Below are 23,822 nucleotides of genomic sequence, written 5' to 3'. Positions count from 1 at the left end.
GTGTTCTATATCCGCCGTCAAAACCCTTTATCACATTTTCGAAAATCCGAATTTTTTAACCTTGTTTGTTATTAAACACATTAATATTACTTATAACTAAATTAACCGCTTTGAATCATCATGAAATAAGAAAAGGCTCCTTTAATCGTAAAGCAAAGGGACTCATCTTCAGCAAACATTCAACCGAATATGTCATAATGTAGCTATCTATCACTGATTTGGAGGTACCTATGATGAAAGCAGCTCAAGGCGTTCGACTACTGCTCGTAGATGATGAGCCTCATATATTACAATTTCTAGAGCTGGGTCTCCTTAACGAAGGATTTGAAGTCAGAACCGCACCCGACGGAATAACAGCCATCTCGGTCGCTGCTGAGTTCAAGCCACATGTAGCCATCCTAGATGTCATGATGCCTGGCATGGATGGATTCGAGTTATGTCATTACCTTCGCTCGGAAGAGACGGAACTAGCCGTTATTATGCTAACTGCAAAGGATGAAGTGGACGATCGAGTCAAGGGTCTCACTATTGGTGCTGACGATTATATGGTCAAGCCCTTCAGCTTCGACGAATTGCTTGCCCGAATTCAAGCGCGGCTACGCAATCAGTTTCCAGGTCTGCTCGGCGAGGTACGCTGCGGTCCATTCCGAATTGATAGCCGTAGAAAAGAAATTCGCTTCAAGGAAGAAGTCCTTGAACTCTCACCCACGGAATACGAGTTATTACAGTATCTCGTTATTAATCACGGCCTTGTACTAAGTAAACCCATGATTCTTGATAAAGTGTGGGGCTATGACTTTGGTGGTGAGGAAAATATCGTTGAGGTCTATATCCGTTCGCTTCGCGAGAAGCTCGGGGATAAGGAGCACCGTATTATCCGTACCCTGCGGGGAGCAGGCTACCGGGTAGATCTATGAGTACGCGCATCTCTAAATGGTTTCGTAAGCTGCCTGCACCACGTTCTCTGCGCAAGCAGTTGCTAGCCATTTCGCTGCTCATTCTATCAGGATTGCTGCTGCTAATCGGAGTATTACAATATATACTCATGCGGGATTTCATATATAGCAATAGAGCAGAGTCTATGGAAGCGCAAATACGTTCTGTTCCCCGTGAGATGTTTTTCAACTTTTTCAATTCCTATGACGAGGACACCATAACTCCGAATGAGGGAAACACCGAGTATAACGGCAATTTGCCGGGGGAAAGAAACGGCGAGAATAAAATCCCAAATGGTCAAAGAACCGGTGAGAATAGGCGTCCACTCCTGCTGGATGCCCATACAACCCTCGCTATTTATAGCTCAGATGGCACCTTCAGGGACTTACAGCAAATGACTTTATCTGATTCAGCCGCGCCTAGATTAACGAATGAGCAATACAATAATCTGCTCATTCATACCACGGATAGAGCAACAGGAAGTTACAAGCTCATAGAGGCCGATGACGGCTCTGAACATCTGGCTATATTCGTGAATCTCTATAGACCTGGAAATACTCGATTGCTACTCCAAATGAGTGTGAATACCGGACCTCTTACGGATGTAATCTTACAGCAATTGATGATCTACGCAGGTTTGTCAGTGATTGCTTTATTGGCTGGCTTCTTCCTATACTTGCCTGCCCTTCGAAAGACGCTGGTCCCTCTTTCAAATATGGGAGAGTCCGCCGAGATCATTGATGCCGGTAATCTGAATATCCGATTTCCAATTAATCAAGGCCAGACTGAGATCGACAAGCTGGCCCATTCATTCAATGGTATGCTCGAGCGTCTCGAAATATCCTTTCATAATGAACGGGAAGCCAAGGAACAGATGCGCCGCTTCGCTGCCGATGCTTCTCACGAGCTGCGAACGCCGCTGACCTCAATCCACGGTTTTCTGGAGGTCTTACTGCGAGGCGCTGCGGACAACAAAGAACAGTTATACAATTCATTGCGAAGCATGCATGGCGAATCGAAACGGATCAATAAGCTGGTGGAGGATTTGCTGCTGCTCGCTCGGATGGACGGCGCCCCTCAACTGCGGATGACGGATCTGCTGCTCGGTGAGGTCATTTCCGAAATGAAGCCGCATCTGCTCTTGTTAGCGGATCAACGCAAGGTTACTTTTGATATCTCGTATGGCATCCATGGTAAATATGAACCCAATAAAATCAAACAGGTGATTCTGAATCTGTTTCACAATGCAGTTCAGCATACGGATGCAGAATCTGGCAACATTCATCTCTCTTTACATGCTAGAGGAAATGAGGCCATTCTAACGGTGCAAGACAACGGCTGCGGGATTTCTCCAGAGCATATCCCACATATCTTTGATCGCTTCTACCGCAGCGATTCCTCTCGCACACGAAAATATGGTGGATCTGGACTCGGCCTTTCTATTACCAAGTCTATCGTGGAGGCACATCACGGCAAGATTAGTGTAAGCAGCACTCTCGGTGAGGGAACAACGTTTAGGGTTACCCTTCCTTGCGAGGAAGGATTAGCCAAGAGAGAGTAACAACCGTTATAATAGATGATAGACTTAAGCCTATGTCTACGATGCGAGTTTTGCTTCACAAAACTTAAGCCTATGCTTTCGATGCGAGTTTTGCTTCACAAAACTTTTAGGAGGTCAAAAAATGTACGAAATCGCCGTAATTGGAGCCGGTCCTGCCGGTGCAAGCGCAGCCCTGTTCGCCGCCAAGGCGGGCAAAAAAACGTTGCTGATCGACAATGATAAAGGCATGACCCGTAGAGGATGGTTTGAAAACTTTTATGGAATTTCCGAAGTAGGCGGTCCTGATCTCGTAGAAACCGGACATAAGCAAGCCGTCAAATTCGGCGCTGAGCTGGTAGCAGAACAAGCTATTAACCTCACTTCCAGCGGCAATGGATTTGTCATTGAGACCGAAGACGGAATCATTTATGAAGCCAAACATGTTATTCTTGCAACAGGCGCCCTTACCGATCTAGCCGCCAAAGCAGGCGTGGAAACTAAGGATGGTACAGAGCCAAGAATCAAAACAGTAGTCGCTGTTAATCCAGAAGGTAAAACAAATATTGAAGGCATTTGGGCTGCAGGTACCGTTGCCGGAGTAAGTGTACATGCCATTATTACTGCAGGCGATGGCGCGAAGGTAGCCATTAATGTGATTAGCGAGTTAAATGGTACGCGTTACGTGGATCATGATGTACTAAAGGCTTAATCAATGACTGAAAATATAGACCCGGAGACGATTCTTAGGAATCTGTCCTCCGGATTTTTTATATCGCAAAAAATAATTGCACTTGGTGCAGTTATTTCATACTTCATCCCCTCTATGACTCTTTTAAGTGTAGTTTATGCAACTAAAAACAGATGGAAAGAGTATTTCCATTGGATTATGAAGAAATAAGTGTATCAAGTGCAACTAAGTCGATACATAGCAGTCTGATGCGCTTTTTAATTGTATAAAGTACACTTATTTATTCATCCTCACCTACCCTGTAAACGCCCCACGCGCAAAAAAACTGCCCCAAACATCATCCCACCGCCGCCGAAGGCGATGTTAGGATCGTTTGAAACAGTCTCCTTTAATCACTAGCGTGTACCCCAAGGTAACGCCCCCACTTCTTCACTTTCCTTCAGACTAGCAGCCAGTTTCTGCAAATACGGAACCAGTAATGGACGCAACTCCTCCCGCATCAATCCGACCTCCAGCGTAGCCTGAATGTAGCCGAATTTATCACCAATATCATAACGTTTGCCGATCAAATCCAGGGCCAGCAAACCTTCATTACGACATACCTCATGCAATGCATCAGTCAGTTGATATTCACCACCTGCTCCCCGTTCAAGGTTAGCCAGCACTGAAAATATCGAAGACTCCAAAATGTAACGTCCCATAACCGCATGCTCTGAAGGTGCCGTATCCGGGGTGGGCTTCTCCACCAAACCTTTAACTTCATGGACGCCTTGTAGAGAACCGCTTGATGAAATAATTCCGTATTTATGAACATCCTGCCGTGGTACCGACTGAACACCGACGATGGTCTTCTCCTCTTGTTCATACAATCGCATCATTTGCAGCAGCGCCGGGTCCTCCGAGACCATGATATCGTCACCGAGCAGAACAGCGAAGGGCTCATCGCCAACGAACTGTTCCGCACAAAGGATGGCGTGACCTAGTCCTAGCGGCTCTTTTTGCCTAATGTAATGAATGCTGGCCAGTTCGCTAATCGCTTGGACTTCACGAAGCAGCTCCTCTTTTCCTTTTTCCAAAAGCGTCTGTTCCAGTTCCACTGATTTATCAAAATGATCTTCAATCGACTTCTTGTTGCGGCCCGTCACGATAATGATGCTTTCAATACCGGATCGAACAGCTTCTTCTACGATATATTGAATCGCCGGCTTATCCACAATGGGCAGCATTTCCTTGGGCTGAGCCTTAGTTGCAGGCAGGAAACGAGTGCCTAAACCCGCGGCGGGAATAACCGCTTTTCTAATCTTCACAACGAATCCCTCCCTTGCATTTATTGACGATGTAGAACTTGCTGTTCACGAACATCCTGCTGTTTCTTACCTTCATAGAACTCTTGAACAATATAGAGCGGACGTCCCTTGGTCTCATCATAAATCCGACCGACATACTCACCCAGAATCCCTAACATAATGAGCACAAAACCATTAAAGGTCAGTGTGATTCCGATCATCGATGCCCAGCCCTTAACGACTGAATCCGTAAAAACCACCAGATATAGCACATACATCAGATATAGAAAGCCGGAAGCCGACAGCAGCATGCCAAGGTATCCTGCCAGCTTCAGCGGCTTATAAGAGAAGGAAGTAATTCCATCCAGCGAGAGCTTGATCATCCGTTTCAGCGGATATTTAGTTTCTCCAGCCAGACGTTCATCGCGTTCATATTCAATGGATTTTTGCCGAAAACCGACCCAGCTGACTAGCCCGCGTACGAACCGATTTTTCTCCGGCAGGCGTTTGAGCTCCTCACAGACTTTACGATCGATGAGGCGAAAATCCCCTGTATCGACAGGGATAGATATATCGGTTGAATAACGAAGTACTCTATAAAAGAGACTGGCCGTCCACTTTTTGAATAAGGATTCTCCGTTTCGCTTTATCCTTTTGGCATATACAACTTCATACCCCTGCTTCCATTCCGCAATCATGTCCAGAATCAGTTCCGGCGGATCTTGCAAATCGGCATCAATAATGACAACTGCATCCCCTAGGGCGTAATCCATTCCGGCAGTAATAGCGATCTGATGTCCAAAGTTACGAGACAAGTCGATCAGCTTCACACTCTCATCCCAGTAGCTATATTCCTCAATCATCTGGGCGCAATTATCTGTGCTGCCGTCATTCACAAAGATCAGCTCATACACTTCATTAGTTAAACCCATTACTTTTTTGATACGTCGATACGTCTCTTGAATGACCGCCTCTTCGTTAAACATCGGTATAATAATGGAATAGCGCACGTTGGTACTCATGAGCAGCTCCTCCTTAAATTTGAATAATGAAGCGTGCCTGATCTATCTCATAACACGCCTCATAGGATTAACATTTGCCTAGTTTACAGTAACTTTGTATAATATCCCGCTGTTTCCTCCATCGCTTCCTGCCCAATCGGCTGCTGGAACTTCTGTACCATTCTCTGTGATCCAAGTCGTTAACTCGGAGCTTCCCCCGCGTCCACCACCCATACCACCGCTATTGATCAGGAAGTACTTCACCTTTCCACTCACTACAAACGCCTTTAGGGTATCTGGGGTATACACGGTGTCTGAGTTAGAAAATCCGTTCAAAATAACAACCGATGCACCCTTGTCAACGATATAAGGAGCTGCTGTGCCATAATCCAATGTAGCAAAAAGATAAGGCTCACCAGTATTGTTCTCCTCCAAATAGGACAACAGACTCTCATTCGCACTTGCGGCGCTATTACGTCCAAAATTGCTTGGACTGCCTCCCATTCCCCCTCTACCCTCACTACTGCTCGGGCCTGCCTCAGGGGTTTGACTGTTCAAGCCATAAGTAATGGGAGTAGCTGCCCAGTAGAGCGGCCCAATTAACAATACTAATACGGCTGCAATGCCTGTCGTATAAATAAAGGATTTCTTCATGCCTTTAAGAACTACCAGTACCAGCGAAACCACTATGCCTGCAGCTAAAATCCCAATGGACCAGCCACTGCCAATCGTATCGTTATAAGGATGAACAATGTACCATTGGAAACCTGCTGTAACCAGCGTTGCGGCTGGCAATAGCCAAGACAGCCAACCAGAGTGCTCGCGATATAGCGTCCACAGCTTTGACCATCCTGCACCGACTAACGCTGCAACTGGCGGAGCCATCATCACCAGATAATATTGATGGAAGAACCCTGCGATACTGAAGAACCCCATAACGGGCACCAGCCACGCTAACCAGAAGAGAGCTTCTTTATGAGCCTGGGTAAAGTTCTTTCTCCGCAGATTGGCGAATAATCCAATGATGCCTAGCAATACAAAAGGCAGCATCCAGCTAGCTTGACCTGACAGTTCTGATTGGAACAGGCGCAGTGGGCCTGCTGTTCCTGTATTGAACATTCCGCCTCCGCTTCCACCGCCATTCATGCCGCCACGATTCCCTCGCTCGCCGTCGTCGCCACCAAATTGCCGGCCTTGATTGTCTGTTCCACTAGGAGGCTGACCTGGTGCACCTCCATCATCGTCACCAGTCTGGCTATTTGAGGTCGAATTTGTGCCTTGCCGGCCCGAAAATGCTGCACGTCCACCATCAGTGCCACTATTACTGCCTGACCCATTCATAGCTGGCATCTCACCATTCATAGCGGGCATTTCACCGTTCATGTTTGGCATCTCACCGCCATTCATTCCTGGCATTCCACCGCCACCACCACCTGCCCCACGATCCCCCGTTAATCGGGCAACGCCATTGTACCCAAAAGCAAGATTCAGCACTGAATTGGTACCACTACTGCCGATATAAGGCCGTTTGCTGGCGGGAATCGAATCCACGATCACTGCCCAGGATAAGGAGACTACAAGCAATATTGCTGTGGAGGCGGCCAATACTCCCGTCTTCCGCTTCCAGTTCACTTTGGCAGCTAAGACATAAAAGAGATAAAAAGCCGGCAGAACCATGTACGCCTGCAGCATCTTCTCGTTAAACCCAATACCGATTAACGCAAATGCGGTAAGAAGGCTGCCCATCTTGTTGCTCTTCGTCCCTTTAAATAAAAACCATGCCGCGAGCAGAAGGGTGAATACAAGCAGCGCATCAATATTATTCGTCCGGCTGACTGCCGCTGCTACCGGAGTAGTCGCCATGACTAGAGCTGCTATACGTGCTGCCGCTCTGCCAAAGGTAGGCTTCACCAGCAGGTATACAAGTAACACGGAGCCCACGCCGCCGAGTGCCTGTGGCAAAATCACACTCCAACCATGCAGCCCGAAGATAAGTGCGCTAAGTGTCTGAATCCAAAAGGTAACTGGTGGTTTATCCACCGTTACTGAACCCGCGGAGTCCAGTGAAGCGAAGAAGAAATTATGAAAGTTCTGCAGCATACTTCCCACCGCGGTAGTGTAGTATGTATTCACATAGTGGTCATTCCAAACTCCATAACCGTACAAAAAAGCGGCAATTAATAAAATGAGCCACAATATAAGATCCGAGCTTATTTTTTTGAACCTACTCATCTCCATCCACTCCTATCCTTTGATCGTCTATATTCCGGCAGTTCTGTGCCCCCGGTTCAAACTTTCTGTAGGTGTATTATTTCACCCTTACCTTAACTCTCAATGAGTCCAAGCTGAATGTTTGCTGAATATACAAGGCCGCCAGAACGCAAAAAAAGCCCCACAACTGTGGAGGCTTTCTGTTCAAATCCCAACCCAAGCAAATATTTTAAAATAGACTATTCCATTCTGCCCATAGTAACGAGCTTATTCACCGTATTCCAATTACGTGCTGTAAGCGTCATACCCAATATTCTGTCAAAAGGAACCTTGAAAAGCGGCGACTGGCTCACACTGACCTCATATAACACGTACATCTCTCTGCCGACAAAACGCACTTTATCGGGTCCATTCTCATAAGTGCGCAGTTTATCCAATACTTCCGCTGAAGGCTCGGCTGGTAAAAAAGTAACATACCATCTTTTGAATTCCTCTGGCTCGGAGAGCTGAAAGGGATCGTTAGCGATCACGTTCTCCATTTCTGCTAAGGTACGGATAATAACAGAGACCTCGAATCCAAAAACCTCATGAATCTTACGTTCAATGACTCCAGTAAGCAGACTCTCCGAACCTTCATCACTCTCAAATACAACATTTCCGCTCTGAATATACGTTCGTACATTTTCAAATCCAAGAGTCTGAAACATCGCCTTCAGGTCCAACATTTTAATAATTTTGTTCCCGCCGACGTTAATTCCACGCAGCAGCGCAATATAGGTAGTCATAGAATACGCCTCCGTTTTTGTGCCATGATCAGCTTACCTCTGCGGCTAATGTTTGTAGACGTTTACGAACTTCTTTTACCAGCAGCTCCTTCTCTGGAGGCGAAAGCCCCTCCACCAAACGCGCGGCAGCGATCGGCAAAATCCAGCGGTCTACGTCCTCATAAGTATGTCCTGATAATCTGAGATACTCTTGAATATATCCCTTGGTTAATTTTTTTCGGATAAAACCAAGCATTAATTTGGAGAATGCAGAAGCTCCCGGAGGCATAGCCCCCAAACTGAACATCACTACGGAACGCGCAGCATCTCCAGCAGGTTCTCCCACTACACCTGTCATCCAGTCGATCACCCAGAGCTGTTCATCCATAAGCACATTGTCGGGATGAAAATCCCCATGACATAAACGAGTACCTTCCGGCAGCTTCTCCAGATACTTCAGAATGACGGATTTCTCCTCTTCGCTCAGCATAGGTGCTTCCAATATCTGACTTTTTAACATATCCTTTTGCTGGCCGATTTCCTCTTTAGTTTCAAGCTTATGCAAATCACAATGAAGCCCCGCCATCAGCCTGGCATATTGGGTAACTTTCCAAGGCTTCTCACCCATCACCTTTAGCAGGGAGGGACCTTTAATTTGTTGAAATACAATACCTTGTCTTGATTGTTCAAAAATAAGCTCAAAAGGCTGAGGTGTCCGAACACCCCGCGCATGTACAAACTGGCTGATTTTATATTCCCTGCTGACGTGTTGCTCTGCTATATCCTCCCGGTACAATTTAAGAATCCTCTGATCGTCATGCTGCCAGATCTCCGCAGTTCTGCCTTCCCCAACAAGCTTCGCCTTCATTCGCCAGCCTCCATTTAGTCCAGATTAATACGGGTAAAATGCTCAACAACCGGAAATGGATCGTAGTAATGGTGAAGTAGCACCTTCCATTCCTGATACTGGCTGGATTCTCTGAATCCTATGGTGTGATCTTCAAGCGTTCTCCACTTCACAAGCAGCAGATACTTATGATCATCCTCCAAGCAATGTTGCAATTCATGCCCTATGTAGCCTTCGATCGAAGAAATTAAGCTTGATGCCTCCTTGAAGCTTTTTTCAAATTCAGTAGTTAAACCAGGCTTCACTTGCAGCATCGCAGCTTCCAAAATCATAATCAGCATCCTCCAAAGGTTATGTATTTAAAGCATCACGGAAAAATTCATGATAAAAATTAATAATAACAAGCAGAATGGCTAGTGACTCGTTGACCTGCTCTACCTCAAGGCTATGATTAGCATCATCGATTCTATACACTTTTAAATGATGAAGCCCACTAATTTCACCAGAAAGCTGTTCGCTAAATAAAGGGTCGCTTCCGCCATAAATTACAGTCCCACGACTCTGCTGTATCAAAGGAATCGCCTCAGCTAATGGTGTTATATATAGATGAGACGTCTTTTTCTGTATTTCTAGCTCTTCTGCAATTCTCCCTGCTATGACCGAACCCACGCTTTTGCTAATGAATAGAATCTTTTTGTATTCAGGAAGAGATGCAATGGCCGCCTTACATTCCTGAATGAGAATAATCATTTCATCACGCTTAAAACCTACTCTAGCACTCTGGTAGCCATATTCAAGCAGCAGGACATCGCAATTATGTTCCCGAGCTGCTTTGGCCGCATAATCTAGCAGAGGGCGTTCAGCCGAGTAATTTTTACCTGGAAAAATAACAGCCAATGCCTTAGATCCTTGAGTAATATATTTATGTCTAACCTCTCTACCCCAATAAGAGGACATAATGATGTTGCTGACGTTCATACCTGTTTCCCTCTTTTCTAAAACAAACATTCTATATATATCTATCATTATAGCTAACTTATGTTTAGTTTTAAAATCAAAGAATTCCTAATCTTTACTAGAGATCAGGAATGTTCGAAAGTAGGTCTATTGCTGTGATGCCACCTGCTTATTTTTACTTTTACTAACCTTAATTTCAGCACAAATCCACAATACCAACGGAATAATTACCTGAAAAGGAAGCGCATATATTGGATAAATAGTATAGGCAAAATGCTGCATCTCCATAATATCCTTGAAGATAAATCGAGAGAAATAAACCATAATCAATCCCAGCTGAAGCACAACGGATCGGTAGCTCTTCAGTTTGAATAATTTAGCGACTCCAACACTAGCCACATATAAACATAAGCTAGCCTTTATGAATATCGTGATGACAAATCCAAGTGCTGATGATGCCTCCATTCGGGTCAAAAAATCCCCTATATTAATCCGACTAACCGCTACATAAGAGGGGAAGTATAAACTTTGAACAATATCAGGATTGAGAATCAGCAAATTCCGCAGAGAAACGAGCAAAATCACCCCACCAGAAATCAGCAATCCGCTTAGCAGAATCTTTTTGGCTGAGTCTTTTGCCGGTAAATGACTAAATACGCCCATAAAAAGAACAATTTCAGCAAAAGGAAAAGTAAATGATCCAAATGTATCTGCAAATATTGGTGACCATCCACTGTCAAGAAAAGGCTTCAAATAGTGATACTTGAGCTTGGGAATGGCTAAGATTTCAATAAATAGAACCTCAGCTAAAAGAAGCAGCAGAAATAGCTTAGCACATCTCCCAATCACCTCAATTCCTGCCTTAACCACCCAAATACATAACAGACCTACGCATAACATGGGTGCAATCATAGGCGTCTCTGTCAAGGCAACCGTTTTACTAAATTCCCCAAAATTCCGTAGAACGAGGGCCCCCATATGCAGCGCGTACCATATATACATACAAGAAACTACTCTCCCAAAGATAGATCCAAATACGATGATCAATATATCAAATAGATTCTTACCCGGAAAAAGCACATGAAATCTGGCGTATATAAACAGCAGGGGAACCGTTAAAGATATGGCAAAAAGTAGAGCAATCCAGCTACTGTTGCCCGATTTCCCCGGCAGTCCCATGAATAGTGAAGTCCCAATAATAAATAGAACAACAATACTTATAGAATGCCCTGTGGGTATGATCTCTTTTTTCATGCTTAAATCTCCTCTTGGACTTGTAACTAAAATAACTTGCTGATCCAGCTTACAATTAAAGGTGAAGGACTGGGAAGCTGCCATTTCATGGCCAATGCAAAAGCAATACAGAAAGAAAACAGACATAGTGTACAACACACATAAAAATCCCGTTTCATCCCTTGCTTTAACAATCCGTAAGGATCCATCAATATAACAAAAAAGTAGATCAACACAACGATAACAGCCAATTTAATCACCTATTCTTGATGGATCTGGATAGATCTTGAGTTTTGAGCACTGCTCTCAATAATTACTGTTGAATTTACAACCACATCTAGATCAGAGAATTCCCGTTCCCAATCTTTATCAAGCTCGGTCCAGGTCTTAGGCATATTCTCAAAGATAATCTCTCCGAATCCAAAAATATCGGAATGATATTCCTGCTGCAACTTTTTAATTACAGAGAGAATATGCTTCTGTAATTCCTTAGCGGCACGCTTCTCTATAACATTTTTACTATTCAGACTAGTGAATCCTTCAGTAGTCATTACCTCATCAAGCCCGGTATGTGTGACCATATTTATCTGTAATTGGAGCTTACCGTTTACCCAAACAGGCTTTACTTTTGTTTTATTGGAAAAAATCTCAAGTGTGAAGTCGGGGGCTCCCTTTTCGTTATTCACGGTTAACACCCCACCCTTTATCTCATCTTTAATAAACAACATGTACTTGGTCTCTTCGCCACTCAGTTTGCCAATCATTTTGTCCATTTTGAATATAGCAGTTCCACTAACACGCGGATTTTTCTGACCATTTTTCTCGTGAATATAAATAAGAGGAGCTATAGCACAATCCCCGGGCGTCTCCAGCTTTTCAATGAAGTCCCAAATCTCCACAACCGGGGCCGTACTTACATTTTGTTCAATTGCCATCTGCTGAGCAAGACCATAAGACATAATAGTTTCTGTTGAGCTATTTAAATTAATTACTTCCTGAGCCGTCTTCTCTTTAGAAACAAACACGTATACATCCGATCGAGTTTCTGTATCTCTGTTGTACCAATCAATCACCTTTACAACCCCTTCCTTGGCTACCTCCTCACTGATAATGATCGCCTTGGAATGGCTCCAAAATAATTTCTTTCCCGTGATTGAAATCATGCTTCGCACAATTTCAAACAACGTTTTACCTGAAAGACTAACCATCTTATATCCCGCTTGACTAGACTTCATCCCCTCTTTTGTATCCACGATTTCGACCGTTGCTAACAGCTTCCCGTCAGAATCTTTATCGATGCCAATGCCTGCTACAACCGCCCTATCTTCAATTTCAGCGTAATCCCAACAGCCCAAGATACTGACCAGAAGTAATAGCGATATACAAGCTAGCAACCCTTTTTTGATTTTTTTCATGATCGATTCCTTACTTTATTTGTCGCTTTTCTCTTTCGGTTACGGGCTCCAATCATCGCTGGACGTAGATACATATGCCACCACGGCGCCCTTATAGCTGTATCCTTAATATCCTGCGGGTGAATAGAACCTACTCCAAGCATGTACTGGACCCCAAAGGAACGTAAACTCATCAAATGAATCACTAAACCGATCACACCTAAGAAATACCCGTATAATCCCAGAAAGAAGGTAGCCAATAGCAAAAGCGACCTTACCACAATTAGTGGACCCGTCAGTGTAGGGTTAAGCAACGCCATAATTCCTGTTAAACCCACTACAATAATCATAGGTGCGCTAACTATCCTCGCCTCCACAGCTGCCTGACCCAACACAAGCGCACCTACGATACTAATCGCCTGACCAATGTAGGTCGGTATTCGTTCTCCGGCCTCTCGTAGAATTTCAAATATCGTTAGCATGAACAAGACCTCCACGACGGTCGGAAAGGGAACGGCTACTCTCGATGTTGAAATACTAAGCAACAACATGGTAGGCAACATCTCCTGGCTATAAGTAACCAAAGCCACGTACAAAGCAGGAATACTAATAGACAAGAAGGCTCCAAGTACCCTTATCATTCGGTTAAACGAACCAAAATAATAGTTAATATAATAATCAGAACTGGCCTGAAAATTCTCCACAAACAAATAGGGCACTGTCATTGCATAAGGACTGCCTTCCATTAATAAGGCAACTCTGCCCTCCATAATTTTGCTTACTACAGAATCAGGACGTTCTGTGCTTCCCGTCATTTCAAAGGGTGAAAAGGGTTCATCTCGAATAAGCTCCGAAAGAATAGATGTATCCAATACAACATCTATGTCCACCTGTTGAATTCGGTTCTGCAGCTCTTTAATAACATCCGGTGAGGCCAAACCTTCGATATAACAAATACAAGTTTGTGTTTTGGAGCGAGTCCCGACTTGACCATAAATAATCTTTAAGTCCGGACTTTGCACTCTTCGGCGTATGAGCGTCAAGTTTACAAGCAGCGACTCTGTAAAACCTTCTCGCGGACCTTTTACGCTTTTTTCCGTCACAGGCTCCGCGATGGCCTTCGTTTCCCACCCCTGCGCACTAATGTTAAGCGCACCCGCAAAGCCATCCATCAGAAACAATGTTTTTCCAGCTACGACCGCGCTAACCATCTCATCCAAACTCGTAGAGCAAACCACATCGCTAATGTTAATAACCAGCGTCCGAATTTTCTCCATCATTTCAGCTGTATTCCCGCTATCCATTGCCGTAAAATCAAAATCCATTAGAGGCTTTATCACCCCGTACTGGATCATTTCCCTGTCTACCATTCCGTCTACATAGACTAATCCGCAGCGGATGCCGTCACTATGGATATTATTTATCACCCTTATTCTAAGTGTTCCATCATCCTTGAATATTTGTCGAAACAGATTCATCATTTCATCTAGTGACGTACTCGGAGTCTGCCCAGACGTCGTATTTTGTTGAGAATCTTTGCGGTTACCTCCTGCTGTCTGTTCCTCCACAGTAGTCACTCCTGTCACAATAGTTTCCTAGAAATTATCCCCCATCTCACTAAATACTATCCGCCAAAATTATACTGTAAAGGGATCAACTTCTTCGCAAAGAAGAGTAAACTCCATACGTTTAAAATAAAAAAAAGCCGCTTTAGCAGCGGCATGTTGAATGTTTATGATTGTAGTGATCATCTGGTATAATTTGATAAAAATAAGAGATAGGAGCTCCCTATGACACCATTTACAGAACAAGTGATTCGTATCATACAATCTATACCTGAAGGAAAAGTGATGACTTACGGAGGCGTTGCTCGTGCGGCAGGAAGCCCAAGAGGCGCAAGGCAGGTAGTTCGTATCCTTCACTCCATGAGTAGAAAATATAAGCTTCCCTGGCATCGGGTTATCAACGCCAAAGGAATGATCGCCTTGACTGAAGATGAATCCAACTCCCTCCAGAAGCTTTATTTGCAGGAGGAAGGGATTATTTTTAATGAAAAAGGTGTGGTGGATCTGAAGCAATACCAATTTGATCCCGAATTTATGGATTAACCACGTATGCGCTTAGCGACCCTTCCTCTTTCACTGGTTCCAAGACCATTCAACAAACAGTACATCGTAGCGTAGATAACCAGCAATACAAACGCTATGAACAAGCTAAAAAATACCGACTGTCGATTCAAGCTGTCCATAACCAGTTGGTACAACTGATGCCGGTCCGTCAGTACATCCCAGCTATTCAGCCTGTAGACTCGGCCAAGCAGGACACCATACCCCCCAAGTACACATGCTGCGAGTACGAATATCCAAGAGAACAGCAGGCTGCTTTTGCGATAAACAACCGTCTGGAACTGGTATAAAGAGAAGAACCCGGTCAACCAGCCGCTCCAAGTGAACAATAAGAGGGTAACCAGATCATACCAATACCGATTCTGAATGGTGCCATCCACGATATATCTGCTTTTTCTTATCGTCAGATGCACCAGATCCGTCATGAGATAAGGCGCGTTCGGAAAGAACAGCAGCCAAGCGACGCCTAGCGGAACAAGCAGCAATCCACCTATCTTCCTTTTATCCAGTTCATAAGCAGCCATAGAGAACAGGAACGGAATCCAAGCCAGGAATAAATTCCAGAGTAAAAATGCATAAAACGAATCCGTCTGTAGTGACACTACACGATATACGGCCAATGACGCCACAGACAGACCTGCCAAGAGCATAAACACCTTCGGATAATGCAATTCCTTCATGAGCTTATATTCTCCTTATCGAGATAGTTTACATCTAACTTATACCCAATTGTACAAATTTGGCATTCCCAAGTCCAATCTCAAGCATAAACGCCTTTGTCGTCCTTATTAGGACGATCAGCGTTTAAGCGAGAAATATAAGGATAATATATGATGTGAAACTTAAATTCTTATATTTGAACAGAAAAACCCGGACGCAGAAACGTCCGGGCTGACTCTTATCTATTTCACTCAAAGACCACTATTTAGTTCAGGTGCAATTACAGGTTTCTTACGCCCTTTCAGACCGCGCACACTTCCCGCCTCTTCCAGACAGGAGAACGCTGTACACTCCCTAAAAGCGGCATGGCTACATCCAATACACTTGTTGTAATCGATGCTGTTAAGTGCGTCATTAATGGCTTCCCCGGTGTGCGGATAAAACTGAGCCTCACCTATGGTACTATACAGTCCAGTTCTCTTGAGTAGCTCAAGCGGCTGTGGCTGAATACCTGAGATCATAAGTTTCCCTCCAACAGCTTGTAAATGCCGCACCAGCTCTGCTAAATTGGATTCTCCAGTGGTATCCATGAAGGGTACTTTCCCCATCCGCATTAATATAATTCTAGGTTGATCTGAACCATAGCTTGGCATAGTGTCATCGAATCGATAAGCAGCGCCAAAAAACAGCGGACCTTCCACCGTGTAAATCCCAATTTGCGGACAGTCATGACTCTCCGTAACCATATGTGCCTCTACCTTAACGGACTTCGGATCAGGCAGCACTTTGGCTACCAAATGAACCTCTCCCATTCGTTTCACAAACAGAATAACCGCAAGAATTAATCCCACCTCTACAGCCAGCGTTAAATCTGCAAATATCGTTAACAAGAAGGTGATGAATAACACCAAGGAATCGCCGGTCTTGATCTTAAGCAGATGAAGGAACTCTTTGCGCTCACTCATATTCCAAGCTACTACCATTAAGATCGGTGCCATCGCAGCTAAAGGAATACTGGAAGCATAGGGTGCGAGCAACAGGAGAATTAGAAACACCACAACACCGTGAACGATCCCCGAGATCGGAGAAACAGCGCCACTCTTGATGTTCGTCGCTGTTCTAGCAATTGCTCCTGTCGCTGGTATGCCCCCGAACAATGGAGCAGCAATATTTGCGATTCCCTGACCGATCAGCTCTCGGTTACTATTATGGCGGCTGCCTGTCATTCCATCCGCTACAACAGCGGATAACAATGACTCTATAGCACCTAGCATTGCAATGATAAATGCCGGACGAATTAGCAGGGTAATTCGTTCCCAAGTAATGTCCGGAAATCGAAAGCTCGGTAAGGTATTAGGGATTTCTCCGTAAGCAGAGCCAATCGTAGTCACTTTGCCGCTAAAGAATAACGCAGCAACCACAGTCGCGCACAGAAGACCTACCAATGATCCAGGCACCTTCGGAGCGAATCGAATCGCTAGGATAACGACGGCAAGACAAATCACGGCGGTCAGAATACTGTATCCATTCATCGTCGATAGATGAAGCCCTATTTCTTTCATATTATTTACAAAGCTCTCATGCCGTTCTATATTCCTTAGTCCAAGGAAATTAGCAATCTGCCCGGTGAAGATAATGACCGCTATCCCTGCTGTGAAACCAATCGTTACTGGCCTCGGAATAAACTTAATCAATACACCCAGCTTTAATAATCCCATGAGAACTAGAATAACCCCTGCCATCATCCCAGCGATAAGTAAGTTCTCATAGCCATACTCCATCGCAATGGCAAACAAGATAGGAATAAAAGCACCTGTTGGCCCACCAATTTGAAATTTTGATCCTCCGAACAATGAAATACATATTCCGGCAACGATTGTCGTGTAAATGCCATACTCCGGTTTTACACCAGATGCAATAGCAAATGCCATCCCCAAAGGAATGGCAATAACACCAACGATTGTTCCCGAAATCAAATCCTTGCGAAATGCATTCATGTTGTAGCCTTTATATCGGCCCCACCCTGTCATGATCAAACCTTCTTTTCTTTAAATATCTGATTATTTGAATATAAGAAGAACATTACTCTAGGACGCAACTGTTGTCAACGCCAAAATAATGTTATTCCTTTATTCTCCGCGCATACCTTCGAGCAATGAAATGGTATTCACCAGATGGTTATCAAATATTTGTTTGGCTACGACCAGAAGATCTTTAATTAGAGGATCACGTAACGAATAGATCACAGTGGTGCCTTCTTTTACACTAGCTACTACATTCTTGGCGCGTAAAACAGCTAGCTGCTGGGATACAGCAGAGCCTTCTGATCCTAGAATGGCTTGTAGCTCATTCACATTCTTCTCACCTTCGCTGAGCAGTTCCAGTATACGAATTCGCATCGGATGAGCCAGCGCCTTGAAGAATTCGGTCTTAAATTGCTGAATTTCGGTGTTCATAGACTTCTACTCCTCATACTTACTTCTAAATCTAATGCTATCTTTGTATGTTATCTTAGTCCCTGATAAGCGTCAAATACTCAAAGGGTAGATACTCACATTACGAACCTGTACTTCTACAAACACACCAAGCGCCATAGGCTCACCGAGACACTCGAACATCACTAAACTTTCACCTATTCGCAAAAATCCTGTTCCGTCCTCTTCAATATTCTCCAGCACACCGGTAAAAACAACCTTATCTCCCTCTAACCTAGTATTGAACTCACTAGCAGGTGCAGGCAGAATATCCACCCATCTCATCAGCAGCTCCGAAAGCTCGAATTCCACATCTGTTTCCGTATCTGGCTCTACAGGAGCACCGCACCAGATCCCCCGACCCTCGCCAAACTCTGTGCGAAAGAATACCTCATCCTTTTTCATGCCATTCTTTGTTATTTTGATTTTCATAGCTATTATTCCACCTTGATAATTTATAACGACCATTATACATGACAATGAACCGATATTATCAAGTGTAATTCTGAGTAACCTTGTTCAGATACGTACTAGGATGCAGCCAAGGATACTTAAAGAACTCACTTTTCTTCGTAATTCTCCGTGAGACACCCAGATCATAATCGATCATAGACTTTATCCGCTCTGCGAAGGCCTCCCCTTTCACCAGCATTCCCAGCTCGAAATCGTGGCAGGCGCTTCTCTCATTGATGTTGTAGGAGCCATGAAATACCGCCCGTGATCTATGGTCATAGGTTATTTTCCAATGTGAAAAACGACCTGTGAAACTGTAATCATAAAAGGAAACCCCATTGAGAAACGGCTTATACATATTGCCTCGTACCGCCGCAGTATTGGTAGGATGATCATTAACCTTCAGCGGATTGCAGATGCTCAGATGACAGGAACAGTCTGGCCCCAGCTCCCCCAGCCGATCCCAAAACTCTTGATCAATCAAATAAGGATTTACAATCACCGTCTCCTCTGTCGCATAGGTAATTAAATTCAAATAGTATTGCTGAATTAAGTTAACTGGATTACCCGGAAAGCTTGCAAACAGTGTACATTTTTCCTCCCCAAAATGATAATTTACATTCGGATGGTAGAAGGCATCATCCACGTCAAAATGATCACCTCCCAGAAGTAACCAACGGGAATGAAACTTAGCATTTAAAGGCTGCGCCGCCGCGCCACGGATCCGGAAGCAGCCATCATGCCACTCCTCTTTTTTACTAGGAATCCCCTGTAGATGTCCTTCTATACTGATCGAAGAAGATGCCTGAACAGGCGTCACGTACGTGTATTGATCTCCAATATTCAGGCTGCCAATAATAGAGGTTACCCCATCAATGACCATAAACTTCCGATGATCAATGACATTCAGCCCAGTGATTTCAACGTCCTCTTGTACTTTATCCTGTAAGAACAGGATACTTTCCGGTACGCCTTGTTGCTTCAGCGCCTTCCGCTTCACACGCCATTCTACGGCTGTATAATAAGAATTGAAGGTATTCAACAGCTTAGCTCCTGCATTCTCGAGCCTTTCAGAAATCTTGGAAAATTGACCAAACGCCAGATTATTCTCATACCCTAAAGCTGTCAGCGCGTAATTGACCATGATCCGTACCTTCACCCCCCGTTTAAGGGCGTGAAATAATTCATCTGCAACCAGATTGCCTGAACGGTCATTAAAGAAGAGCATCACGGACAGGTGAATATAATGCTGTGCCTTCTTTATTTCTTCTAGTATCATCCCTAGGCACTCGGGTCCATTCACGTAAGGATCTACTTGGTTATTCCATGTGGTTTGTGGGGCCAGAGCTTTTAGCTTGTCTGAATCTAATCTGCCTAATACTTCAGTAAGTTGCCCCAGCAATCTTGGGCTAAAGCCAGGAACCTGAAATAGCTGCTGACCCTCCGTAATGACTCCGCCAATGGACTGTCGGTATGCTCTAGCCGCCTCCAGATCAATCCCCATTAGTCTGCGCTCCGCCTCTTCTCCTGCTTCGCCCATAATGCAAACAAGTGAACCGCCTGATAAATAATAGTTCACCATATCGATCATATTTTTCTGTATTTCCATATGTAAGATCCCCTATCTTTATTGTGAGTGCACATGTATCAAGGTAAGGATAGATACCCTTGAACCCCTCCTTATAAACGGGGAACATAAAAAACAGGAATGCCCCGCAGCCATTATGGCTATGGAACATCCCTGTTTAAGATCAACCAGGATTCACTAATAATCGAGATAATTTATTTCACTTGCTCTGCGCTAAATACTTTTACGTCTAGTGGCGCAGCCAAGAATTCACCAGCTTTAGCTGAGAACGCGGTAAAATGAGCGCTCGTATTGTGGCTGGATACGGCTTCAGCGTCGCGCCAAGTCTCCACCATAATAAATGAGTTCGCTTCTCCGGCATTCTCATACAGCTCGTAAGAGAGATTTCCTTCTTCAGCGTGAGTAGCTGTGAGAAGTGTTTTGGACTCCGCCAAAAACTGCTCGCGACGTTCCGGATTCACTTTAAGTACTGCATGGATAATGATCATTGTATTTTCCTCCTAAGGTATAAAATATTATTTCCACTCAGCAATCTTATCGATAGGCAAACGGACAGATGGGTAACCTGCATCAACAGCCTTACCGATGGAAAGCAACATTACAGGAACATAACGATCTTTTTCCATGCCAAATGCTTCTGCGATTTGATCTTTTTCATAACCGCCAATTGGGTTTGTATCGTATCCATGTGCACGGGCAACCAGCATCAATTGCATTGCAACAAGAGCACCATCAATAAGCACAGTATCTTTGTTAACTTCACGTGGCAAGGTAGCAAAGTGAGCAGATAATCTAGTTAATTGGTTTTCTTTTACTTCAGCAGGCATTAGTCCACGTTCAACAGCTGTACCATAAATCTCCTCAGCGTAGTCGAAATTGTTCAAATCACCGAAGATGGCAATCATAGCTGCAGAGGTTTCAACTTGTACGCCATTAAAGCGAGCAAGAGGAGCTAAAGTAGCTTTTGCTTCGTCACTTTCAATGACAAGAAACCGCCAAGGCTGCATATTTACAGAAGAAGGTGCAAGAGTTGCTTCCGTAAGAATCTGAGTCATCTCTTCTTTGCTGATCTTAACGGATGGATCATATTTGCGGATAGAGCGGCGACCCGTAATAATTTCTTTAAAATCATTGGTTTGTGTTTGTGTAGCGTTCATATGTGTATTTCTCCTTTGAGTGTGTGATTTTGGTAGTTACAACAGATTGATATTAGATTGCAGACGATTAAGCATATCTATGAGCACTTTTCGCTCCTGATCGTTAAATCCAGTAAGCAGAGTAGCGACAAATCGCCTCTTCTCTTCGCCATATTGAATCATTCTTTCCCGCCCTTGATCCGTTAATGAGACCAATGTAACCCTGTTATCTGCGGGGTTGTTGCGGCGAGTGATCGTACCACTCTCTTCCATCCCTTTCAAGTGCCGAGTGACGGCGGCCGCATCTATATCCATGCCCTTTTGCAGCGTAATTTGGCTGACTTCATCCACCTGGAATAGTTCATGCAGGAGGCGAAGCCGTGTGGGACTAATGCCAGCACATCGTTCGAATTTCGGACAGATTCCCTTGTTTAATGCCTGCAGCAGTTCAAATATGCGGTCTTCCTCAGGATAGTGCTCCGTCAAAATATACCTCCTTTATAAATTTAATTGCATGCAATTGTTTTGTATAAAATTATACTAACTGATAATCATTGACCCGTCAACTAATATATCAAATCATTTTTTAAAAATCAACATTGCTTATCCTCTTATGGTGCTATAGTCTTGAACAAAAAGGAGGAATCCTATGAGAATCTCCCTGATTCAGCTGGATATAGCATTTGGCAAACCCGATATGAATTATGCTGCTGTAGCAAATAAAATTAGTGTAGCGGCCGCCACAGCCCCCGACTGTCTTATTCTCCCTGAGCTTTGGACCACTGGCTATGATCTGACCCGACTAGAAGATATTGGCGATCCAGAAGGAGAAATTACCAAGGAATTCATCTCCAGCTTAGCCAGACAATACAACATCAATATCGTCGCTGGTTCAGTCGCTAGCAAGAACGCCTCCGGTGTAACTAATCGTATGTTTGTATTTAATCGAACTGGCGAACTCGTTGGCGAATACAGTAAGCTACATTTGTTTCAGCTAATGGATGAACATCTATATTTGCAGCCTGGAGAAGACAAAGGCCTCTTCACATTGGAGGGCACGTTATGTGCCGGATTAATCTGTTATGATATCCGATTTCCAGAATGGGTTCGTGCCCATACCGCACAAGGCGCAGAAATCTTGTTTGTCAGTGCAGAATGGCCATTATCCAGGCTATCTCATTGGCGTGCACTACTGATCAGCCGAGCGATCGAGAACCAATGTTATGTAGTAGCCTGCAACCGTGCAGGAAGCGATCCTAACAATACCTTTGCTGGGCATTCTATGATAATTGATCCTTGGGGAGATATTTTATGTGAAGCTTCTGAAGGGGAAGAAATCCTAACGGGGGATATCGATTTACATATGGTGCGTGAAATTCGAGCACAAATCCCGATTTTTGCAGACAGACGTCCCGACTTATATGCTTAAAAAGGACGTAACAGATGCTGGCCTCTCGCCAGATTTCTGTTACGTCCTTCTTAATGATGCTCAATATCCATTTATCCTTGGGCATAACGTTCATGCAGGACTCGCGCAGCATCCAGAACACGCGGATCTTCATAGTCTAGGAAATATCCGGTCTCCTGCTGTAGCCTGTCAGAGGATTTAAGCACCACTCCACGGTGGGCTAATGCTTGTCTAATACCTTCGGCAAATACTTCAGTCGCATTCGGTCCACCTAGTTCGCCAAGCCCAGCGATCGTCTCTGGACGAACCCGCGGATAAGCTAATGCTGAGTCTCCTCCAGAGGCTTGCTCATAGAATTTATGAATGAGTTCACCACGTTCCTGTCCCGAACCCGAAACCACTACAAATGCATGTACGAAATAAGCATTATTTTGTCTGCGCTGAGCAATGCCGCAAAATTTCCGCCCACCGATCGCCAAATCGAAGTCCCCCGGGCAGTAAGAACCAACAATTTCACCAGCCTCAATTTGTGCCGCAGCCTGTGGATGACTCATAGCCACTGCCTCAGTGATCAGAGAAGCCAGAAGCCTAAAGTCATCATGAAAGTCCAGCTTTCCACGTCCTTTGGGGAGAACTAGCGAAACATTAACAATTCCATCATCCAGAGGCACCGCAGCACCACCGGAATGTCTTACCGCTGTACGAATGCCTCGCTGCTCCAACTTAGCCATCGCTTGGGCCGCGTACGGAAGCTTGCTGTCCCGTAGGCCGAGCACAACACCCCCAGAATGACTCCATAGGTGCAGACTAGGAGGAACAAGTCCCGCTCCGACATCCCTACAAAGGGTCTCTTCAAAGGCGAACGGGATCAACATCTCCCCGAAGCCCTTTGCTTCCGCATCTATCCTGTCATCCTTTAAGATTAGATGCTGGAAAAGTCCCATTTCTGCAGGAAGTCCGATGACTTCTTTACTTCTATCAACAGATCCATTGATCATTGCATCGTACTCCCGAGTATCCACCGATTCCCCTCTTTCCCGTATTATCCGTGATATTGTAATCGATCTGCCTCGCTAGTGCGAAATCAGAATTGAAATGAGGTTATGATAACGCTATCCTT

At 44.5% G+C, this 23,822-nt stretch carries 24 protein-coding genes; 5 read left to right on the top strand and 19 right to left on the bottom strand.

Annotated features, from left to right (window positions below; translation table 11 throughout):
• Window positions 1-233 precede the first annotated feature (233 nt).
• From MHI27_RS02855 to MHI27_RS02845, 3 genes are all read left to right on the top strand, one after another.
• Complete coding sequence (locus MHI27_RS02855) at window positions 234-917, top strand: response regulator transcription factor (RefSeq protein ID WP_076116779.1); 684 nt, start codon at window positions 234-236, stop codon at window positions 915-917.
• Entirely contained in the window at window positions 914-2,497 is a 1,584-nt protein-coding gene (locus tag MHI27_RS02850) for a sensor histidine kinase (RefSeq protein WP_405175532.1), read from the top strand. The genes MHI27_RS02855 and MHI27_RS02850 overlap by 4 nt, the downstream gene beginning before the upstream one ends.
• 121 nt (window positions 2,498-2,618) lie before the next feature.
• A complete protein-coding gene (locus tag MHI27_RS02845; RefSeq protein WP_076116777.1) occupies window positions 2,619-3,185 on the top strand; it encodes an FAD-dependent oxidoreductase in 567 nt (188 codons plus the stop codon).
• A gap of 374 nt (window positions 3,186-3,559) precedes the next feature.
• Here MHI27_RS02845 and galU read toward each other — a convergent pair whose 3' ends face one another.
• The 10 genes from galU to MHI27_RS02795 form a co-directional block, all read right to left on the bottom strand.
• Complete coding sequence (gene galU / locus MHI27_RS02840; protein ID WP_405175531.1) at window positions 3,560-4,471, bottom strand: UTP--glucose-1-phosphate uridylyltransferase GalU; 912 nt, start codon at window positions 4,469-4,471, stop codon at window positions 3,560-3,562.
• A 20-nt stretch (window positions 4,472-4,491) separates the two neighbouring features.
• Window positions 4,492-5,472 (bottom strand): glycosyltransferase family 2 protein, encoded by a 981-nt coding sequence (locus MHI27_RS02835; RefSeq protein ID WP_405175530.1) that lies wholly within the window; start codon window positions 5,470-5,472, stop codon window positions 4,492-4,494.
• A 78-nt stretch (window positions 5,473-5,550) separates the two neighbouring features.
• A complete protein-coding gene (locus MHI27_RS02830) occupies window positions 5,551-7,683 on the bottom strand; it encodes a glycosyltransferase family 39 protein (protein WP_405175529.1) in 2,133 nt (710 codons plus the stop codon).
• 218 nt (window positions 7,684-7,901) lie between these two features.
• Window positions 7,902-8,447: a DUF1697 domain-containing protein gene (locus MHI27_RS02825; protein ID WP_405175528.1), complete on the bottom strand. Its 546-nt coding sequence runs from the start codon at window positions 8,445-8,447 to the stop codon at window positions 7,902-7,904.
• A 28-nt stretch (window positions 8,448-8,475) separates the two neighbouring features.
• Window positions 8,476-9,294 (bottom strand): phosphotransferase family protein, encoded by an 819-nt coding sequence (locus MHI27_RS02820; protein WP_405175527.1) that lies wholly within the window; start codon window positions 9,292-9,294, stop codon window positions 8,476-8,478.
• 14 nt (window positions 9,295-9,308) lie between these two features.
• Window positions 9,309-9,605 (bottom strand): antibiotic biosynthesis monooxygenase family protein, encoded by a 297-nt coding sequence (locus MHI27_RS02815; protein ID WP_405175526.1) that lies wholly within the window; start codon window positions 9,603-9,605, stop codon window positions 9,309-9,311.
• Window positions 9,606-9,624: 19 nt separating this feature from the next.
• A complete protein-coding gene (locus MHI27_RS02810; protein WP_405175525.1) occupies window positions 9,625-10,251 on the bottom strand; it encodes a hypothetical protein in 627 nt (208 codons plus the stop codon).
• A gap of 126 nt (window positions 10,252-10,377) precedes the next feature.
• Entirely contained in the window at window positions 10,378-11,484 is a 1,107-nt protein-coding gene (locus MHI27_RS02805) for an endospore germination permease (protein ID WP_405175524.1), read from the bottom strand.
• Between the two features lie 239 nt (window positions 11,485-11,723).
• Entirely contained in the window at window positions 11,724-12,878 is a 1,155-nt protein-coding gene (locus MHI27_RS02800; RefSeq protein ID WP_405175523.1) for a Ger(x)C family spore germination protein, read from the bottom strand.
• Window positions 12,875-14,425 (bottom strand): spore germination protein, encoded by a 1,551-nt coding sequence (locus MHI27_RS02795; protein WP_405175522.1) that lies wholly within the window; start codon window positions 14,423-14,425, stop codon window positions 12,875-12,877. Before MHI27_RS02795 ends, MHI27_RS02800 begins: the two co-directional genes overlap by 4 nt.
• A 222-nt stretch (window positions 14,426-14,647) precedes the next feature.
• Between MHI27_RS02795 and MHI27_RS02790 the strand changes: the two genes are divergently transcribed.
• Window positions 14,648-14,965 (top strand): MGMT family protein, encoded by a 318-nt coding sequence (locus MHI27_RS02790; RefSeq protein WP_042184593.1) that lies wholly within the window; start codon window positions 14,648-14,650, stop codon window positions 14,963-14,965.
• On the opposite strand, the gene MHI27_RS02785 is transcribed toward MHI27_RS02790, so the two are convergent.
• From MHI27_RS02785 to MHI27_RS02750, 8 genes are all read right to left on the bottom strand, one after another.
• Window positions 14,962-15,663 carry a DUF1361 domain-containing protein gene (locus MHI27_RS02785; RefSeq protein ID WP_405175521.1) on the bottom strand — a complete coding sequence of 234 codons (702 nt, stop codon included), beginning with the start codon at window positions 15,661-15,663 and terminating at the stop codon, window positions 14,962-14,964. The genes MHI27_RS02790 and MHI27_RS02785 overlap by 4 nt on opposite strands.
• A gap of 231 nt (window positions 15,664-15,894) precedes the next feature.
• Window positions 15,895-17,673: a SulP family inorganic anion transporter gene (locus MHI27_RS02780; protein ID WP_076285901.1), complete on the bottom strand. Its 1,779-nt coding sequence runs from the start codon at window positions 17,671-17,673 to the stop codon at window positions 15,895-15,897.
• A gap of 99 nt (window positions 17,674-17,772) precedes the next feature.
• Entirely contained in the window at window positions 17,773-18,099 is a 327-nt protein-coding gene (locus MHI27_RS02775) for a metalloregulator ArsR/SmtB family transcription factor (RefSeq protein ID WP_042123860.1), read from the bottom strand.
• Window positions 18,100-18,171: 72 nt separating this feature from the next.
• Window positions 18,172-18,549 (bottom strand): hypothetical protein, encoded by a 378-nt coding sequence (locus MHI27_RS02770; RefSeq protein ID WP_339244578.1) that lies wholly within the window; start codon window positions 18,547-18,549, stop codon window positions 18,172-18,174.
• Window positions 18,550-18,610: 61 nt separating this feature from the next.
• Window positions 18,611-20,179, bottom strand: a complete 1,569-nt coding sequence (locus MHI27_RS02765) for a phospholipase D-like domain-containing protein (RefSeq protein ID WP_405175520.1) — start codon at window positions 20,177-20,179, stop codon at window positions 18,611-18,613.
• A 173-nt stretch (window positions 20,180-20,352) separates the two neighbouring features.
• A complete protein-coding gene (locus MHI27_RS02760) occupies window positions 20,353-20,646 on the bottom strand; it encodes a putative quinol monooxygenase (protein WP_042184585.1) in 294 nt (97 codons plus the stop codon).
• 27 nt (window positions 20,647-20,673) lie between these two features.
• Window positions 20,674-21,315: a nitroreductase family protein gene (locus MHI27_RS02755; RefSeq protein WP_042184583.1), complete on the bottom strand. Its 642-nt coding sequence runs from the start codon at window positions 21,313-21,315 to the stop codon at window positions 20,674-20,676.
• Between the two features lie 36 nt (window positions 21,316-21,351).
• Complete coding sequence (locus MHI27_RS02750; protein ID WP_042184581.1) at window positions 21,352-21,780, bottom strand: MarR family winged helix-turn-helix transcriptional regulator; 429 nt, start codon at window positions 21,778-21,780, stop codon at window positions 21,352-21,354.
• Between the two features lie 163 nt (window positions 21,781-21,943).
• On the opposite strand from MHI27_RS02750, the gene MHI27_RS02745 reads away from it, so the two are divergent.
• Window positions 21,944-22,723: a carbon-nitrogen family hydrolase gene (locus MHI27_RS02745; RefSeq protein WP_405175519.1), complete on the top strand. Its 780-nt coding sequence runs from the start codon at window positions 21,944-21,946 to the stop codon at window positions 22,721-22,723.
• A 71-nt stretch (window positions 22,724-22,794) separates the two neighbouring features.
• Here the strand turns inward: MHI27_RS02745 and MHI27_RS02740 are convergent, their stop codons facing one another.
• Window positions 22,795-23,724 carry a biotin/lipoate A/B protein ligase family protein gene (locus tag MHI27_RS02740; protein ID WP_405175518.1) on the bottom strand — a complete coding sequence of 310 codons (930 nt, stop codon included), beginning with the start codon at window positions 23,722-23,724 and terminating at the stop codon, window positions 22,795-22,797.
• Between the last annotated feature and the right edge of the window lie 98 nt (window positions 23,725-23,822).

Source organism: Paenibacillus sp. FSL H8-0261 (genome assembly GCF_045040645.1).
GTDB lineage: Bacteria > Bacillota > Bacilli > Paenibacillales > Paenibacillaceae > Paenibacillus_AQ.
This window is presented reverse-complemented; position numbering and strand designations above follow the sequence as displayed.

Bases quoted from the DNA above. Each gene is read 5' to 3' on its own strand.
- MHI27_RS02765 (WP_405175520.1), bottom strand. From the start codon at position 20,179: ATGGAAATACAGAAAAATATGATCGATATGGTGAACTATTATTTATCA.
- MHI27_RS02790 (WP_042184593.1), top strand. From the start codon at position 14,648: ATGACACCATTTACAGAACAAGTGATTCGTATCATACAATCTATACCT.
- MHI27_RS02780 (WP_076285901.1), bottom strand. From the start codon at position 17,673: ATGACAGGGTGGGGCCGATATAAAGGCTACAACATGAATGCATTTCGC.
- MHI27_RS02745 (WP_405175519.1), top strand. From the start codon at position 21,944: ATGAGAATCTCCCTGATTCAGCTGGATATAGCATTTGGCAAACCCGAT.
- MHI27_RS02850 (WP_405175532.1), top strand. From the start codon at position 914: ATGAGTACGCGCATCTCTAAATGGTTTCGTAAGCTGCCTGCACCACGT.
- MHI27_RS02855 (WP_076116779.1), top strand. From the start codon at position 234: ATGAAAGCAGCTCAAGGCGTTCGACTACTGCTCGTAGATGATGAGCCT.
- MHI27_RS02755 (WP_042184583.1), bottom strand. From the start codon at position 21,315: ATGAACGCTACACAAACACAAACCAATGATTTTAAAGAAATTATTACG.
- MHI27_RS02760 (WP_042184585.1), bottom strand. From the start codon at position 20,646: ATGATCATTATCCATGCAGTACTTAAAGTGAATCCGGAACGTCGCGAG.
- MHI27_RS02845 (WP_076116777.1), top strand. From the start codon at position 2,619: ATGTACGAAATCGCCGTAATTGGAGCCGGTCCTGCCGGTGCAAGCGCA.
- MHI27_RS02825 (WP_405175528.1), bottom strand. From the start codon at position 8,447: ATGACTACCTATATTGCGCTGCTGCGTGGAATTAACGTCGGCGGGAAC.
- MHI27_RS02830 (WP_405175529.1), bottom strand. From the start codon at position 7,683: ATGAGTAGGTTCAAAAAAATAAGCTCGGATCTTATATTGTGGCTCATT.
- MHI27_RS02815 (WP_405175526.1), bottom strand. From the start codon at position 9,605: ATGATTTTGGAAGCTGCGATGCTGCAAGTGAAGCCTGGTTTAACTACT.
- MHI27_RS02805 (WP_405175524.1), bottom strand. From the start codon at position 11,484: ATGAAAAAAGAGATCATACCCACAGGGCATTCTATAAGTATTGTTGTT.
- MHI27_RS02820 (WP_405175527.1), bottom strand. From the start codon at position 9,294: ATGAAGGCGAAGCTTGTTGGGGAAGGCAGAACTGCGGAGATCTGGCAG.
- MHI27_RS02810 (WP_405175525.1), bottom strand. From the start codon at position 10,251: ATGAACGTCAGCAACATCATTATGTCCTCTTATTGGGGTAGAGAGGTT.
- MHI27_RS02835 (WP_405175530.1), bottom strand. From the start codon at position 5,472: ATGAGTACCAACGTGCGCTATTCCATTATTATACCGATGTTTAACGAA.
- MHI27_RS02775 (WP_042123860.1), bottom strand. From the start codon at position 18,099: ATGAACACCGAAATTCAGCAATTTAAGACCGAATTCTTCAAGGCGCTG.
- MHI27_RS02785 (WP_405175521.1), bottom strand. From the start codon at position 15,663: ATGAAGGAATTGCATTATCCGAAGGTGTTTATGCTCTTGGCAGGTCTG.
- MHI27_RS02770 (WP_339244578.1), bottom strand. From the start codon at position 18,549: ATGAAAATCAAAATAACAAAGAATGGCATGAAAAAGGATGAGGTATTC.
- MHI27_RS02800 (WP_405175523.1), bottom strand. From the start codon at position 12,878: ATGAAAAAAATCAAAAAAGGGTTGCTAGCTTGTATATCGCTATTACTT.